The organism is Microbacterium sp. CFBP9034 (genome assembly GCF_034045255.1).
Taxonomy (GTDB): Bacteria; Actinomycetota; Actinomycetes; order Actinomycetales; family Microbacteriaceae; genus Microbacterium.
In genome coordinates, this window is the sequence record NZ_JAXCWC010000001.1 from 706,292 (window position 1) to 722,024 (window position 15,733).

The following is a 15,733-nucleotide window of genomic DNA, read 5'->3' on the forward strand; positions in this document are numbered from 1 at the left end:
CATGGGGTTCGGCCGGAGGGGAGCGAAGCCCGCCGGGGAATGTCTCGGCGAACAGGCATCCCGCGAAGATCCACGGGCGATGGATCGACGGCTCGTTGCATAATCGTGATATTGCGTGAATAAGTTAAAGACTTGCGTGACACCGTGATCCGGCATACATTCACTGCATCGCATCCTTCCCATCGACGAGGAGTTCCGTGGACAGTGACGTCCTCACCCGAGCAGGCCAGGCGGATGCCGCTCCGTCGCCTTCGGCCTCCGACCCGCTGTGGTGGCGCTCCGCGGTGATCTATCAGGTCTACGTGCGCAGCTTCGCCGACGGGAACGGCGACGGCACGGGCGATCTCGCCGGGGTCCGAGCCCGGCTCGGCTACCTCAAAGACCTGGGCGTCGACGCGATCTGGTTCAACCCCTGGTACCCGAGCCCGCTCGCGGACGGCGGCTACGACGTGCAGGACTACCGCGACATCCACCCGCAGTTCGGCACGCTGGCCGAGGCGGAGGCGCTCATCGAGGAGGCGCTGGCCCTCGGCATCCGGACCATCATCGACGTCGTGCCGAACCACATCTCGGATCAGCACCCCTGGTTCCAGGAGGCCCTGGCCGCAGGCCCCGGCAGCCCCGAGCGCGAGCGGTTCTGGTTCCACCCCGGCAAGGGAGCCGACGGGTCGGAGATCCCGACGCACTGGGTGTCGAGCTTCCAGGGCGAGACGTGGACGCGCACGACCGACCCCGACGGCACACCGGGCGAGTGGTACCTCCACATGTTCACGCCCGAGCAGCCCGACCTCAACTGGAACCACCCCGACGTGCGCCGCGAGCACGAGGAGATCCTGAAGTTCTGGTTCGACCGCGGCGTCGCCGGCGTGCGCATCGACTCGGCGGCTCTCCTCATCAAGGACGCCGACCTGCCGGAGGTCGGCGAGAAGCCCGACCATCCCACCGAGGACCGCGACGAGCTGCACGACGTCTACCGCTCCTGGCGCGCGATCGCCGACTCGTACCCGGGCACGCGCGTGCTCGTCGGCGAGATCTGGGTGCCCGACATCGACCGGTTCACGGCCTACCTGCGCCCGGACGAGATGCACACCGCGTTCAACTTCGACTTCCTCGCCCGTCCGTGGGGGGCCTCGGCCTTCCGCGAATCGATCTCGGCGACCCTCGCGGCCCACGCGCCGGTCGGCGCGCCGAGCACCTGGGTGCTGTCGAACCACGACGTCACGCGCCCCGTCACGCGCTACGGGCGCGAGGACACCGCGTTCGCGTTCCTCAAGAAGCGCTTCGGCGTCCCGACCGATCCGCAGCTCGGCCTGCACCGCGCCCGCGCGGCGGCGCTGCTCGTCGCCGCCCTGCCCGGGAGCCTCTACATCTATCAGGGCGACGAGCTCGGCCTGCCCGAGGTCGAGGACCTCCCGCTCGAGCTCATCGAGGATCCGATGCACTTCCGGTCCGGCGGCACCGACCCCGGACGTGACGGATGCCGCGTCCCGCTGCCCTGGTCGGGCGATGCGAGCCCGTTCGGCTTCGGCCCGGAGCAGTCCGACCCGTGGCTGCCGCAGCCTGCGGACTGGAGCGCGCTCACCGTGGCCGCGCAGCACAGCGATCCGGGCTCGACCCTGAACCTGTACCGCGAAGCGCTCCGGCTGCGCCGCGAGCTGCCCGAGCTCGGCGACGGCCCGCTGGAGTGGTGGGACGATGCCGTGGCCGGCGACGCGGACGTGCTCGCCTTCACCCGCGGACCCGGCTTCGCGTGCGTCGTCAACGCCGGGGACGACCCCGTGCCCCTCCCGGCCGGCACGACCCTTCTCCTCTCGAGCACGCCGCTCGAGCGCGGCGCCCTTCCGGGCAACGCCACCGCCTGGCTGCGCACCGACGCAGCGACGGATCCCACCCCCACCATCACGCACACCACGGAGGCCGGCGCGCCGAGAGGCTGACGCGGCGGCACCACCACGAAAGGAAATGACGATGAAGTCACCAGCAAGGGTCCTGCTCGCCGGTGTCGCCACGTTGGCGACCGTCGGCGCACTCGTCGGCTGCTCGGCCGGCGGAGGCGAGGAGTCCAGCGGCAAGACCGAGCTGCGCGTCGCGACGTTCCCCCCGGGCGCCGACGCCGCTGCCTACGAGGCGTTCGCCGCCCAGGAGAAGCAGTTCGAGGACGAGAACCCCGATATCGACATCATCGGTGTCGAGTACGAGTGGGAGGGCCCGACCTTCGCCGTCCAGCTCGCCGGCGGCAGCCTGCCCGACGTGTTCACCGTGCCGTTCACCGACGCCAAGACGCTGCTCGAGAACGACCAGCTCATGGACGTCACCGAGGAGATGGACGAGCTCGGCTACACCGACAGCTTCAACCCGATCATCCTGGATGCCGTCACCGGCGCCGACGGCCAGATCTACGGCTTCCCCCGCCAGGCGTACGCCAACGCGCTCTCCTACAACCGCGAGCTGTTCGAGGCGGCCGGGCTCGACCCCGACAGCCCGCCGACCACGTGGGGCGAGGTGCGCGAGTACGCGAAGAAGATCACCGACGAGACCGGCAAGGCCGGCTACTCCCAGATGGCGATCAACAACACCGGCGGCTGGCAGCTGACGGTGGGCACCGCGGCGCGCGGCGGCCGCACGCAGGTCGACAACCAGGACGGAACCGCCGAGTCGACGATCGACAACGACGCCACGAGGAGCGCGCTGGAGTTCCTCCACGCCCTGAAGTGGGAGGACGGCTCGTTCGGCTCGAAGGTCGACCTCGACTGGGGCACCATCAACCAGGAGTTCGCCGCCGGCAACATCGGCATGTACACCACCGGCTCCGACATCTACACGGCACTGGTGCGCGACTTCGGCCTCGACTCCGACGTGTACGGCATCACGGTCATCCCCGTCGAGGGTGAAGAGGGCGGACCGCTCGGCGGCGGCGACATCGCCGTCATGAGCCCGACCATCGACGACGAGACCAAGGCCGCCGGCGTCGAGTGGATCGACTGGTACTACATGCAGAAGCTCCTCGACGAGGACGCCGCCGTGCTGGACGCCAAGACGCTCAACGAGTCGGGTCAGGCCGTCGGCACCCCGCTGCTGCCGGTTCTGAGCCGCGAGCTCTACGAGGAGTCGCTCACCTGGATCGAGCCGTACATCAACGTGCCGCGCGAGCAGATGACGCCGTTCACCGACGCGATCTGGGACCAGACCCCCGTGGGCGAGGCCAAGGTCAAGACGCAGGAGGTCTACGCTCTCCTCGACTCCGTCGTCCAGACGGTGCTCACCGATGAGAACGCCGACATCGACGCGCTGCTCGCCCAGGCGCAGACCGACGCGCAGGCGCTGCTCGACTCATAAGCCGGTGACGGATGCCGCGCCCCTCGCCGGACGCGGCATCCGTCCCCTTCTTCCCGCGCTCCGCCCGCCCCGTCTCGGAAGACAGGGCGTACCCGAACACCTCAGAGGCCGACCATGACAGCGACCCTCCCGGAGCGCCCGGCAGCAGCCGCCGCCACGCCCGCCGCGGTGGCCGCCCGTCGGCGGCCCCGCCGCTCACCGCTCACCTGGTACCGCGGCGGCGGACTGGCGAACCTCCTGTTCGTCCTGCCGATGGTGTTCGTGTTCTTCTTCTTCTCGTGGTCGCCCATCGTCCAGTCGGTGGTGATGAGCCTGCAGAAGACGAACATGATCGTCTCGGACTGGGTGGGCTTCGACAACTACGTCGCGGTGATGACCGATCCCGCGCTCGGCCGCGCGGTGATCAACACCGTCTACTTCGCCGTGCTCGCGCTGGTGCTCGGGTTCCCGCTGCCGCTCTTCGTGGCGGTGCTCATGAGCGAGGTGCGCCGCGGCAAGGGCCTCTACTCCGCGCTCGCGTACCTGCCCGTGGTCATCCCGCCGGTCGTCGCGGTGCTGCTGTGGAAGTTCTTCTACAGCGCCGACCCGTCCGGCGTCTTCAACACCGTGCTCGGCTGGTTCGGCATCCCGCCGCAGCCCTGGATCCAGTCGGCAGTGCAGGCGATGCCCTCGCTCGTGATCGAGGCGACCTGGGCCGCCGCCGGCGGGTCGATCATCATCTACCTGGCCGCCCTGCTCTCGGTGCCGCCCGAGCTCTATGACGCGGCCGAGGTCGACGGCGCCGGCATCTGGCGCAAGATCTGGCACGTCACCATCCCGCAGCTGCGCGGCATCCTGTTCATCATGCTGATCCTGCAAGTGCTCGCCACCGCGCAGGTGTTCCTCGAGCCGTTCCTCTTCACGGGCGGCGGACCGGCCGGGGCGACCAAGACGATCCTGCTGTACATCTACGACAAGGCGTTCCGCAACAGCCTGGGCGGCGACTACGGCGAGGCCACCGCGGTCTCGGTGCTGCTCGCGATCGTGCTCGCCCTCCTGTCCTGGGTCTACTTCCGGCTCACGAACCGCTGGAGCACCTCATGACGACCTCGATCAGCGCGACCGATGGTCGCGAGGGACTGCGCGGGTGGCTCTCGCGGCGCGGCGCCGGCGGCGGCCGCAAGCGCGAATCGCTGGACGATCTCGCCGAGCGCACGATCGTCTCGGACTCCGAGCGGCGTCGGCCCGGTACGCGGATCGGGATGTCGCTCACGCACATCTTCCTCGCGGTGACCCTGGTGATCGCGGGTCTCGGCCCGATCCTGTGGCTCGCGAAGTCCGCTGTGACGCCGACGCAGGACACGCTGCAGCAGCCCTTCGCGCTGTGGCCCAACGGGATCGACTGGGCGAACCTGTCGACGGCGTGGAACGACATCCACATCGACCAGTACTTCTGGAACACGATCGTCATCGCACTCGGCGCCTGGTTCACCCAGCTGTTCATCGCCACCACCGCGGGGTACGCGCTGTCGGTGCTGCGGCCGAAGTACGCGCCGGTGCTCAGTGCGCTCGTGCTGGCGACGCTGTTCATCCCCGGGATCGTGCTGCTGGTGCCGCTGTACCTGACCATCGTCAACCCGCCGCTCCTCGGCGACGTCAGCCTGCTCAACAACTACCTCGCGGTGTGGCTGCCGATGGGGGCGAACGCGTTCAACATCCTGCTCGTCAAGCGCTTCTTCGACAATCTGCCGCGCGAAGTGTTCGAGGCCGCGCGCACCGACGGTGCAGGACCCTTCCGGCTGTTCTGGTCGATCGTGCTTCCGATGTCGAAGCCCATCCTCGGCGTGGTCTCGGTGTTCGCGATCATCGCGGCATGGAAGGACTACCTCTGGCCGATGCTCGTGCTCCCCGACCCGGCCGTGCAGCCGCTCTCGGTCAGGCTCCCCGCCGTGCAGTCCCAGACGGAGCTCGACGTCTTCCTCGCGGCGCTCGCGATCGCGACTCTCATTCCGATCGCGATGTTCCTGCTGTTCCAGTCCGTGTTCCTGCGCTCCGCAGGGCTCGGCGGCGCCGTGAAGGGCTGACCCTTCCGGCGACTTTCTGCAGGAGCGGGTGGTTCCGGCAGGCGCGCTTCGCGGATTCAGGAGACGCGCCGCAGCCGGCGCGCCACGGCCGAGTCGGCTCGGCGTGTCTCCTGAATCTGGTGCGCGACCGAGGCCGGAGTCCCGAGGGGCGGGTGACCTCAGAGTCCGTCGGTCGCGTGGTCCTTCGGGACCACCACGAGCAGCGCCCCGGCGTCGACACGGGTCTTCACCGACACGGCCTCGCCGAACTCGTCGCCGTCGAGCTGCACAGGCTGGGCGCTCTGCGCCGCGATCTCGATCGCCGTGCCGCGCGAGTAGCGGACCGAGTTGTCCTTCGTGCGCAGCGCAAGCACGCGGCGACCGGCGCGGAACTTCCGGAGGAAGCTGTTGTCCCAGGCCACCCGGCGCCAGACGAAGATCCAGCCGAAGAGACCCTTGGGCTGGAAGATCACGATGTCGAGCGCGCCGTCGGTCACGGATGCCTCGGGAATGAGCTCGAGTCCGGCCGGCAGGGATCCGCAGTTGGCGAAGAGGATGCTCTGCACCCGTGAGGAGTGCAGGCGCGCCCCCGCGAGCTGGTACATCACGCGGAACGGCTTGGCGTTGGGCAGCGACCGGGCGGCGCCGTCGACGTAGGCCACCCAGCCGACGGTCTTCTTCAGCTGCGCGTTCGTGTTCGCGATCATCGCGGCGTCCAGGCCCATACCGCCCATCACGACGAACGCCCGCTCCTCGGTCTTGCCGTCGGCACGCTTCAGTTTCGACCATCCGACATCCATCGGCACGGAGTCGCCGTCGAAGACCGCGCGCACCATCGCCTCGGGCTCGGTCAGCGGCAGCTTGAGGTTGCGTGCGAGGAGGTTGCCGGTGCCGCTCGGCACGATGGACAGCGGCACGCCGGAGCCGCTCATGGCCTCGGAGACCGCGCGCACCGTACCGTCGCCGCCGGCGACGAGCACGGCGTCCGCGCCCGCCTCGAGCGCCTGCCGGGTCACGTCGTCTCCGAGGTCGTCCACGGTGGTCTCGTAGAAGAGCGGCTCGGACCAGCCGGCCTGGGCCGACAGCCGTGTGACGGTCGCCCGCAGCGCGTCGCCGTCCGCCTTGATGGGGTTGTAGACGAGCGCGGCTTTGGGGCTCGGGCGCTCTTCTCCTCCACCGAGCGGCTTAGTCTCTCCCCCAGGGCTGACGCGACGCGCCTCGCCCCCTTCGTCGTCGGCGGTGTCGGGCGCCACGTCCTCGGGCTCGCGGATCACCTCGTCGGGCTGCGCGGCCTCGACGGGGTCCGGTGCGTCCGTGCCACCGGACTCGTCCGTGCCGTCACCCTCCGTATCCGGCGCGGCGGCGGCTGGGGCATCCGTGGGCGGCGGCGCCGTCTCGGCGGCGACCGCCAGCTCCTCCGTGCTGGGACCGTCGGCGTAGATCGCGTCGGCGGGGTGCGCGGGGTCGGTCGCGTCGGGGTCCGGGGAGCCGCCTTCGCGCTCGGGGTCCGAAGGGGTGGCCATGGGTACACATTATGGCCAGGTGGGGGCAGGATGCCCCGTCTTTGCCGCCGACTAAGCTGGGACGGTGATCGATCCCGTCCTTCTTCGCGAGAATCCCGTGCTGGTCAAGCGCTCGCAGGAGGCGCGCGGGGTGTCGCCCGACACCGTCGATGAGGCGCTCGCCGCCGATCGCGAGCGTCGCGCCGCGATCACCGCTTTCGAGGAGCTCCGCGCCGCGCAGAACGCGCACGGCAAGCGGGTCGCCCAGGCTCCCAAGGAGGAGAAGGCGGCTCTCGTCGGCGAGGCGAAGGAGCTGAGCGCCCGGGTCAAGGAGGCCCAGCACGCGGTCACCGCGGCGGAGGAGGCATCCGCCATCGCCCTCGGCCGGATCGAGAACATCGTGATCGACGGTGTGCCGGCCGGTGGCGAAGACGACTTCATCACCTTGCGCACGCACGGCGAGGCACCGGCGTTCGGCTTCGAGCCGCGCGACCACCTCGAACTCGGCGAGCTGCTCGGCGCGATCGACATGGAGCGCGGCACAAAGGTCTCGGGCAGCCGCTTCTACTTCCTCACGGGCATCGGTGCCCGCCTCGAGATCGCCCTCATGAACCTCGCCCTCGACCGCGCGCTGCAGGCCGGGTTCACTCCCCTGATCCCACCGACGCTGGTGCGGCCGGAGATCATGCGCGGCACGGGCTTCCTGGGGCAGCACGCCGCCGAGGTCTACCACCTCGAAGAGGACGACATGTATCTCGTCGGCACGAGCGAAGTGCCTCTCGCCGGGTTCCACATGGACGAGATCATCGACCTCGGCAAGGGCCCCAAGCGCTATGCCGGCTGGTCGACCTGCTACCGCCGCGAGGCGGGGTCGTACGGCAAAGACACCCGTGGCATCATCCGGGTGCACCAGTTCAACAAGCTCGAGATGTTCGTGCACACCACCCCGGAGGACGCCGAGGACGAGCACCTCCGTCTGGTGGAGCTGCAGGAGGCCATGCTCCAGGACCTCGGACTCAGCTACCGCGTGATCGACGTCGCGGCCGGTGACCTGGGGTCCAGCGCCGCCCGCAAGTACGACGTCGAGGCCTGGGTGCCGACGCAGAACGCCTACCGCGAGCTCACGTCGACGTCCAACTGCACGACCTACCAGGCGCGACGGCTCGACATCCGGCACCGGCTCCCCGCCGAGCCCGGCAAGAGCAGCGGCAAGACCGAGCACGTCGCCACCCTCAACGGCACCCTTGCGACGACCCGCTGGATCGTGGCGATCCTCGAGACCCACCAGCGCGAGGACGGCTCGGTGACCGTGCCCGAGGTCCTCCGCTCCTTCCTCGGCGGCCTCGAGGTCATGGAGCCGGTCGCATGAGCGACGCCCACCTGCCCCGCACCGGCAGCATCGAGGTCGTCGGCGAGCAGCAGGCGACCGACCTGGTCGAGCAGGTCGTCCGCGACACCGAAGACGCCACGGTCGTCACCGAGCGACTCCTCATCGTGCTCGACATCGACGGCACGGTGATCCTCGAGGACGAGTCGCTCAGCCCCGGCGTGGTGGACGCCGTCGAGCACGCCCAGCGCTCCGGCCACGAGGTCATGATCGCGACCGGGCGCAGCTGGGAGGGCACACGCGGCATCCTGCGGGTGCTCGGCATCGCCCCGGAGTACGTCGTGTGCTCGAACGGCGCCGTCGTGCTCAAGCGGATCGAGGCCGACGACCTGCAGTACGAGCGGGCGCACGTCGAGACGTTCGATCCCTCCGAGGTTCTGACCCTGCTGCGGGAGCACCTGCCCGACGCCCGCTACCTCGTCGAGCTGCCCGACGGTCAGCGCCTCTACACCGAGTACCTCGACGACTGGAACCTCGCGCAGGCCCTCCGCGTGTCGTTCGAAGACCTCGGGGCGCAGCCGGTGTGCCGCATCGTCGTCGTCGCGCCGGAGCAGGGGGAGCAGGACTTCGTCGATCTCGTCGCCCGGATCGGGCTCAACCAGGTCTCCTACGCGGTCGGCTGGACGGCCTGGCTCGACATCGCGCCGGAAGGGGTCGACAAGAGCACCGGCCTCGAGCGGGTCCGCACCGCGCTCGGTTTCGATCCCGCGCACGTGCTCGTGATCGGCGACGGCCGCAACGACGTCGGCATGTTCCGCTGGGCGCTCGAGAACGGCGGCCGCGCGGTCGCCATGGAGCAGGGTCCGCAGGAGGTGCGGGATGCCGCGGGCGAGACCACGGCATCGGTCGAGGCCGGCGGCGTGGCCGAGGTGCTCCGAGCGCTCTGAGCCGCGGAAAGCGCGTGCCTTTCAGAGCTTGTCCAGGCACCCCTGCGAGAATCGGTCGACAGAGCTGTCGGCTAGACTCGACGCCTGTTCGACGGATGCCCCTTCCCGGGGGATCGGTCGGGAGGGTTGTCCGAGCGGCCGATGGACCTGGTCTTGAAAACCAGTGGGCAGCAATGTCCCGTGGGTTCGAATCCCACACCCTCCGCAGCGCTGGATCGTCGGGGGGCGACCCGTGAGAGAGATCCCCCGAGAGGAACCGAGTGACCGAGACGACCAAGCCCGCGAAGCGCGGCCGTCGCACGGTCGCGCGGCACGGTGAGCTGTCGTCACCCGGTCCGTTCTCCCTCATCATGAAGATCGTCGGCGTCATCGTCGCGGTCGTGCTCGTCTCCGGAGCCGGCGTCGCCGCGTACGCGCTGACCGATCTGACGGCGGGCATCGCCGACAACGCCGTCAAGCTCGAGGGCCAGGCGGCCGTTCCGCCCGACATCGGTGCGATCGAGGGCGGCGTCAACCTGCTGCTCACGGGCACCGACGAGTGCGAGCCGGAGTACGCGCACATCTTCGGAGATCGCTGCACGGGCGCCGATGCGGGCGGTCAGCTGAACGACGTCAACATGCTGCTCCACATCTCGGACAACCCGCGCCGGGTCACCGTCGTCTCCTTCCCGCGCGATCTCATGATCCCGATCCCGTCCTGCACGCGCGAGGACGGCTCGGTGAGCGAGGCGACGACGAAGACGCAGATCAACGAGGCCTGGGGCCGGGGCGAGCTCTCGTGCGTCAACAAGACGATCTCCGAGCTGAGCGGCATGAACATCCCCTTCGCCGCCAAGGTGAGCTTCGGCAACGTGATCAACATCACCGACGCGATCGGCGGGGTCGACGTCTGCATCGGCAACGGCGGCATGCGCGACCGCTACACCGGGATCGACTGGCCGGCCGGTCCGCGTCAGGTCGCCGGCATCGAAGCGCTGCAGTTCCTGCGCACCCGCTACGGGCTGCAGAACGCCAGCGACCTCTCCCGCATCAGCAACCAGCAGCAGTACATGTCGAGCCTGGCCCGCAAGCTCGTCAGCGAAGAGGTGCTCACCAACCCGGCGACGCTGTACAAGCTGGCGACCACCGCCGTGGACAACATCACGCCGAGCGAGTCGCTCGCGAATCCGACGACCCTCGTGCAGATCGCGCTCGCGGTGAAGAGCGTGCCGCTGGAGGAGATCGTCTTCCTGCAGTACCCGGTGCTCACCGACCCCTACGACAGCAACAGAGTCGTTCCCGACTGGGACGCGGCGGACGCGCTCTGGGCCGCGCTCGCGGCCAACCAGCCCCTCAACGTCACCAACGACCCCAACGACGGCGGCGGGGTGATCACGGCCGACCCGCCCGCGGGCGAGCCCGAGGCGACAGCCACGCCGGATCCGGCCGCCACCGCCACGCCCGCGCCGACCGAGACCGCGATCGACCTTCCGGACGACATCCCCGGCACCTCGGGCGTGGATCAGACGTGCACCGCCGGAAACCTCGGCGGGAACGGCTGATGGCGTCGGACAAGAGGCCCGCAGACAAGGGCCGCGCACCACTCGCGCGCCACGCCGTGCGACACGACCGGCATCCGATCCTGGCGTTCGTGGCGATGTTCGCCGTCGCCGTCGCCGTCGTCGGCGTGAGCGCGACGGGCCTCGTCGCGTTCAGCGTGTGGGACACCGCGCAGGCGCTGAACGCGAACGCCGTCGTGCTGGACGAGGACGAGGTGATCCCCCCGTCGCTCGGCGCGATCGAGGGCGGCGTGAACATCCTCATGGTCGGGACCGACTCGTGCGACGGGCAGAACGCCGCCCTGTCGTCGGCCTGCCAGAACGGCGATACCGACGGCGAGCGCAACGACGTCACGATGCTCGTGCACATCTCGGACGAGCCGCGGCGAGTGACCGTGGTCTCGTTCCCCCGCGACATGATCGTGCCGATCCCGGCCTGCCCGAGTCCCGACGGCGGCGAGTTCTCGGCCATGAGCGCCCAGATGATCAACTCGTCGTACATGTACGGCGGGCTCGCGTGCACCGCGAAGACCGTCGAGGCGTTGATCGGCGACAAGATCGACTTCGCCGCCGCCATCCGCTGGACCGGAGTCATCAACATGTCCGACGCGATCGGCGGCGTCGACGTCTGCGTGTCCGGCGACATCAGCGACCCGCACACGGGTCTCTCGCTCACCGCGGGGACGCACACGCTGCAGGGCGCTCAGGCCCTGCAGTTCCTGCGCATCCGGCACGGCATCGGCGACGGCTCCGACCTCGGCCGCATCTCGAACCAGCAGCAGTTCATGTCATCGATGGTGCGCAAGCTCCAGTCCGACTCCGTGCTCGCCGATCCGAGCCTGCTCTTCAACCTCGCGACCACCGCCGTCAACCAGGTGCAGCAGAAGCAGCTGGTCCTGAGCCAGTCCCTGACCAACCCGACGCTCATGGTGCAGATCGCCATGGCCGTGAAGGACGTCCCCTACGAGGACATCGTCTTCGTGCAGTACCCGACCGAGTACGCCTCGGGCGACGGCGCGAGCCGGGTGCTGCCCGTGACGGATGCCGCGGCGGTGCTGTTCGCCGCGCTCCAGGCGAATCAGCCGCTCACGCTCACCGGCGACGCGAGCCAGGGGTACGGGGTCGAGATCACCGGCGAGGCCGTCAAGCCGACGCCGGCGGCGAGTGAGACGGCGAGCGAGACGCCCGCTGCCGGCGAGACGGCTGCCGCCGGGGAGACGCCCGCTGCCGGTGAGACGCCTGTCGATCCCGCCGCGCCCGAGACCCGGGTCGACCTGCCCTCGCAGATCGCCGGGCAGACGGCTGCCGACACCACCTGCACCGTCCCGCAGTAGGCGGACTTCGCGTGGGTGCGCAACGCTGCGCCGCGCTGATCGACCCTCTATCGGACTGCTGACCTTCTCGCTTCCGAAAACCTCGAAAAGGCTTGCGGTCCGATTCCTGTTATCGATAACGTCACCTCACGTGCGGCACGGTCCGCATGCCCTGAGGAATGAGGACGACGTGGTCTTGAGATCCAAGAAGGCGGGGAGCGCGCTGGTCATCGGCGTGGTCGGCGCGCTGATCGTCGCGTTGGCGCCGGCGTCAGCCGGCCTCGCCGCGACGCAGAACCCGATCATCGGCGACGGCTCGGTGTACTCGGCCGACCCGAGTCTGCTGGCAGACGGCGACACCCTGTACATCCATGCCGGCCGTGACCAGGCCGGGGCGACGACCAACGACTTCATCATGAACGAGTGGCAGGCGTTCTCGACGACCGACGCCGAGAGCGGCGCCTGGCAGCACCACCCGTCGCTCATGCGACCCGAGACCGTGTTCGACTGGGCGACCCCCGGACGCGCGTACGCCGGTCAGGTGGTGAAGGGCGTCGACGGGCGCTTCTACTGGTACGTCCCGGTGAACGAGGCGGCGAGCACGGCCCCGGACAAGTTCGGCATCGGCGTCGCGGTGTCCGACACCCCGCTGGGGCCGTGGACGGACCACGCCGGCGGACCGATCGTGTCGCAGCGGGTGCTGGGCAACGACGCCCACAACATCGATCCCACCGTCCTCGTCGACAACGGCCGCGTCTGGATGTACTGGGGCAGCTTCGGCCGGCTCATGGCGACCGAGCTCCAGGCCGACATGAAGACCCGCATCGGCACGCCGACCAACGTCACCACCGGCGTCACCGGATTCTTCGAGGCCGCGTGGCTCTTCGAGCGCAACGACACCTACTACCTCGCGTACGCCGCCAACAACGCCGGCCCGACGAGCACGTGCACTCCCGCGAACTACCACGCCTGCATCGCGTACTCGACGGCCTCGAGCCCGCTCGGGCCGTGGACCGCCCGCGGGCGCATCCTCGCGCCGGTCTCGTCCACGACGAGCCATCCGGCCATCGCCGAGTTCGAAGGCGAGTGGTACATGGCGTACCACACGGCCGATGCGGTCGGCGGAAACCACTTCCGCCGCTCGGTGGCGATCGACAAGGTGGAGTGGGATGACACCCAGACCCCCGCGCGGATCCTCCCGGTCGTCACGACGCCGGAGCGGGGCGTGAACCTCACCCCCCGGTCGAACGTCGCACCGTGGGCGACCTCGTCCGCGTCCAACGAGCCGATACCGACGCAGTACTGGATCAAGTCGCTCAACGACGAGATCATCCGCCCGAACCCGCTGCCGCCGGACATGTGGGGCAGCTGGACGGGCACGCGTCCCGCGCAGCAGTGGATCCAGTACGACTGGGATGCCCCGGTCCGCGTCGACCGCGCACGCATCAAGTTCTGGCGCGACGCCGCTCCCGGTACGGGCAACGGCGTGTCCGACCCGTCGTCGTGGGTGCTGCAGTACTGGGATGCCGGAGCCTGGAAGGACGTCCCGAACCCGAGCGGCTACCCCACCTCTACGACGGCGGTGCACACGGTGACCTTCGGCGCCGTGACGACCTCGCGCCTGCGCGCCGTGCTCAACGCCTCGCCGAACGCGGCGAACCCCCCGCAGTACTCGGCTCTCGCGGTCGAGGAGTGGGAGGTGCACGCGGCGCAGCCCGACGCCCTCGCGCCCGTGACGGTGCAGACCGTCGTGGGCACCGCGCCCGAGCTGCCCGAGACCGTCGGGCTCACGTACGGCGCCGACACCGTCGCCGCGCCGGTGCGCTGGGACGCGATCGATCCGGCCGACCTGGCAGCCGCGGGGGAGTTCACCGTGGAGGGCTTCGTCGAGGGCTACGCCGGAGGCCGCGCCACGGCGACGGTCACTGTGCTCGGCGAGAGCCCCTGGCGCGCGAACCTCGCTCCCGAGGGTGACGCCGAGGCGGAGTCCACGGCCACGGGGTCGTCGGTCGACGCCCTGAACGACACCGAGATCGCCTATGCGGGCGACGAGCACCCGGTCTGGATGCCCGAGTCCGACGGCGCGGCCACCCGCTGGGCCGGCTACACCTGGGCCGACCCGGTGCGGGTCGACGCGGTGACCGCCCACTTCTGGAGCGACCAGGCGGACGCCGGGGCAGGGGAGGGCACCGTGGTGCCGGAGTCCTGGAGGGTTCAGGTGCTGGTCGAGGGCGACTGGCAGGACGTGTCGGGTGCGAGCGCGTACCCGACCGAGCGCCTGGCTCCGAACGCGGTGACCTTCGACGCCGTCGTGACCACCGGCATCCGCGCGGTTCTCACTCCCGCGTCTACTGACGACGGGGTGGCGCTCAGCGAGCTGGAGGTCTTCGGCGAGACGCTCGACGGCAACGCGCCCGAGGTGGCGCTGACCGCCAGCGGCGTGGAAGGCGCGAACGGGTGGTACCTCTCGCCCGTGACCGTCCGGGCCACGGCGACCGATGACCGCGATGTGCGCACGCGCATCGAAGTCGCGGTGGACGCCGGGGCGTGGCAGGCGACCGACAACGTGCGGTTCGTCGAGACCACGGTGACCGGCGACGGCCAGCACACCGTCAAGGCTCGCGCCACCGACTCCGCGTCGAACGTCTCGGAGGACGAGTCGGTCACCGTCCGCATCGACTCGACGAAGCCCACCGTCACGGGCACACTCGACATCGCCGCCCGCACGGTCAGCGCGACCGCGGCGGACGCGGGCTCGGGCGCCGCGGGCATCGAGTACGCGATCGACTCGCCCACGGGCTGGCAGGCCTACGGGTCGCCGGTGCCGCTCGACGAGCAGCGCCACGTCGTCTACCTGCGATCGAAGGATGCCGCGGGCAACGTCTCGACGCTGTCCACGGTGACCGTACCGCTGTCGAACACCGCACCCCTCGTGGGAAACATCGCGCCGATCGCGACGCCGACCGCCTCGTACACGTCGGGGTGGAACTCGGTCACCGCCGTCAACGACGGGTCGCTGACCGGCGCCTCATGGGGCACCTGGCCGAACGTCGGCGAGCAGTGGGTGCAGCTCGAGTGGGATCGCGTCGTCACGGTCGATCGGGCAGGAGTTCTGTTCTTCCGCGACTCGACCGACACCTCGAACGCGGGCATGATCCCGCCGAGCGCCTGGAAGCTGCAGTACGTCGACCTCGCCAGCGGGGAGTGGTTGGATGTCGCAGCCGACGCCGCGTACGGCCGCTCGTCGACCGCGATCAACGAGGTCACGTTCGACGCCGTCACCACCACCAAGCTGCGCGCGGTCATGCAGGCGTGGGGCACCTCGAGCGGGGGCGGCTCGAGCGGGATCCTGGAGTTCGAAGCCTGGGCCGCCGAAGCGGTGGAGGAGCCGTCGCCGATCGATGTCGAGGTCGTCGTCGCCGATCGCTGCGCGGCGTCGAAGGTGGTCCTGGCGGTCTCGGCGACCAACCACGGGGACGACCCGGTGACGGTCGCGCTGACCTCCGCCTACGGCTCGAAGACCGTCACCGGCTTGGCCGCCGACAAGCGCACGTCGCACGCGTTCACCACGCGCCTCGGCGCCGTGCCGGCGGGCGAGGTGACCGCCGTCGTCACGGCCGTCGTCGACGGGGAGACCGAGACGGAGGAGTACACGGTCGAGTACGAGGCCGCCACCTGCTGAGGTGAGCTGAAGCAACAACCGCCCGCCGCTGCACCTGCTCCTTTCG

At 69.9% G+C, this 15,733-nt stretch carries 10 protein-coding genes and 1 tRNA gene; 10 read left to right on the forward strand and 1 reads right to left on the reverse strand.

What is annotated here, in order from left to right; genetic code table 11:
• Nucleotides 1-197: 197 nt before the first annotated feature.
• The 4 genes from SOM19_RS03125 to SOM19_RS03140 all read left to right on the forward strand — a co-directional run bounded on the left by SOM19_RS03125 (nucleotide 198) and on the right by SOM19_RS03140 (nucleotide 5,399).
• A complete protein-coding gene (locus tag SOM19_RS03125) occupies nucleotides 198-1,937 on the forward strand; it encodes a glycoside hydrolase family 13 protein (RefSeq protein ID WP_414683621.1) in 1,740 nt (579 codons plus the stop codon).
• Nucleotides 1,938-1,968: 31 nt separating this feature from the next.
• Nucleotides 1,969-3,336, forward strand: coding sequence for an ABC transporter substrate-binding protein (locus SOM19_RS03130; protein ID WP_320485093.1), 1,368 nt, complete (start codon nucleotides 1,969-1,971; stop codon nucleotides 3,334-3,336).
• Between the two features lie 114 nt (nucleotides 3,337-3,450).
• Nucleotides 3,451-4,419, forward strand: coding sequence for a carbohydrate ABC transporter permease (locus tag SOM19_RS03135; RefSeq protein ID WP_320485094.1), 969 nt, complete (start codon nucleotides 3,451-3,453; stop codon nucleotides 4,417-4,419).
• Nucleotides 4,416-5,399, forward strand: a complete 984-nt coding sequence (locus SOM19_RS03140; RefSeq protein ID WP_320485095.1) for a carbohydrate ABC transporter permease — start codon at nucleotides 4,416-4,418, stop codon at nucleotides 5,397-5,399. Before SOM19_RS03135 ends, SOM19_RS03140 begins: the two co-directional genes overlap by 4 nt.
• A 158-nt stretch (nucleotides 5,400-5,557) precedes the next feature.
• Here the strand turns inward: SOM19_RS03140 and SOM19_RS03145 are convergent, their stop codons facing one another.
• Entirely contained in the window at nucleotides 5,558-6,901 is a 1,344-nt protein-coding gene (locus tag SOM19_RS03145) for a diacylglycerol/lipid kinase family protein (RefSeq protein WP_320485096.1), read from the reverse strand.
• A 64-nt stretch (nucleotides 6,902-6,965) separates the two neighbouring features.
• Here SOM19_RS03145 and serS point away from each other — a divergent pair, with 64 nt between their 5' ends.
• The 6 genes from serS (at nucleotide 6,966) to SOM19_RS03175 (ending at nucleotide 15,687) form a co-directional block, all read left to right on the forward strand.
• Nucleotides 6,966-8,249, forward strand: a complete 1,284-nt coding sequence (gene serS, locus SOM19_RS03150; RefSeq protein WP_320485097.1) for a serine--tRNA ligase — start codon at nucleotides 6,966-6,968, stop codon at nucleotides 8,247-8,249.
• A complete protein-coding gene (locus SOM19_RS03155) occupies nucleotides 8,246-9,154 on the forward strand; it encodes an HAD family hydrolase (protein ID WP_320485098.1) in 909 nt (302 codons plus the stop codon). Before serS ends, SOM19_RS03155 begins: the two co-directional genes overlap by 4 nt.
• 120 nt (nucleotides 9,155-9,274) lie before the next feature.
• Nucleotides 9,275-9,359: transfer RNA gene (locus SOM19_RS03160), tRNA-Ser, on the forward strand.
• A 55-nt stretch (nucleotides 9,360-9,414) separates the two neighbouring features.
• On the forward strand, nucleotides 9,415-10,695 hold the full coding sequence (locus SOM19_RS03165; RefSeq protein ID WP_320485099.1) for an LCP family protein: 1,281 nt from the start codon (nucleotides 9,415-9,417) through the stop codon (nucleotides 10,693-10,695).
• The gene (locus tag SOM19_RS03170; protein ID WP_320485100.1) at nucleotides 10,695-12,026 is read left to right on the forward strand and encodes an LCP family protein; all 1,332 of its coding nucleotides are present in this window, start codon (nucleotides 10,695-10,697) and stop codon (nucleotides 12,024-12,026) included. Before SOM19_RS03165 ends, SOM19_RS03170 begins: the two co-directional genes overlap by 1 nt.
• Nucleotides 12,027-12,195: 169 nt before the next feature.
• Entirely contained in the window at nucleotides 12,196-15,687 is a 3,492-nt protein-coding gene (locus SOM19_RS03175) for a family 43 glycosylhydrolase (protein WP_320485101.1), read from the forward strand.
• Nucleotides 15,688-15,733: the final 46 nt, after the last annotated feature.